The sequence below is a fragment of the Dellaglioa sp. CoH-57-MRSF-16 genome (genome assembly GCF_056782055.1).
In genome coordinates this window covers 1-266 of the sequence record NZ_JBXAXZ010000186.1, presented here as the reverse complement: position 1 = coordinate 266, position 266 = coordinate 1, and the positions used below count along the sequence as shown (strand labels likewise).

The following is a 266-nucleotide window of genomic DNA, read 5'->3' as shown; positions in this document are numbered from 1 at the left end:
CCCTTCGCGAGTGTTGGCACAGATCTTCGGCGGCAACCAAGCCGCGTACGACGCCCAGATTCCCGCCAAGGTGTTCGCCAGACACAAATACGCCGACACGGTCGGGATCTTCACCGTCGGTTCGAACGACCCGGAGTATGTCTCGCGCGTCAAACGCTCGTTCCAGGCCGCCCGGAGCGCCGGGGTCACCGCCACCTATTACGAGGTCCCCGACGGCGGCCACGTGCTCGGTGCATTGCTCGGTGGCCTCCGTGAAGGATTCACGA

1 protein-coding gene is annotated in these 266 nt (G+C 64.7%); it reads left to right on the top strand.

The annotated features are described in order from the left end of the window. The coding region (locus AC1RPH_RS08370) for a hypothetical protein (RefSeq protein ID WP_481762125.1) at positions 1-266 on the top strand (266 nt) is incomplete at both ends.